This is a genomic window from Mesorhizobium sp. PL10, from assembly GCF_053714315.1.
The window spans coordinates 1-419 of record NZ_JBSKBR010000205.1; the positions used below are offsets into that span (position 1 = coordinate 1).

At 60.6% G+C, this 419-nt stretch carries 1 protein-coding gene; it reads right to left on the reverse strand.

Annotation, left to right across the window (positions count from 1 at the left end; all coding sequences use genetic code 11):
- A partial coding sequence (locus tag ACWGTO_RS33870) for an IS66 family transposase (RefSeq protein WP_454579004.1) occupies window positions 1-419 on the reverse strand: 419 nt, incomplete at both ends.

Below are 419 nucleotides of genomic sequence, written 5' to 3' on the forward strand. Positions count from 1 at the left end.
CTTTTCGACGTGGCGGACAATCTTGACGGACGCCGGCACGTGCTCCATCACCTGGACCACCTTGTCAGCCGCCTTCAGGAAGGATGTGCCACCACAGGTCGGGCAATTGCAGGGCGCCGCATAGACCAGCTCTTCGGTGGGAAGACCATCGGGCAATGGCTTGCGCTTCGGCTTATCCGGCGCGTCGTCCAATTCCGGCAAAGGAGCTTGCCCAGAGCGTATCTCAGCCTCGGCACGAGAGGCCTCGATCTCCTCCAGCATCAGTTCGAATTGCTCGATCTTCCGGTCGATCTTTTCCGAAGAAGCGCCATGCTGCCGATGGCGCAGCAGTTCCAGCTGCGCGCGCAGAAGCCCGATGATGGAGTCGCGCTTGCTGACTTCGGCTTCTTGGCTCTCAAGTTTCGCCGCCTGTTCAGCGA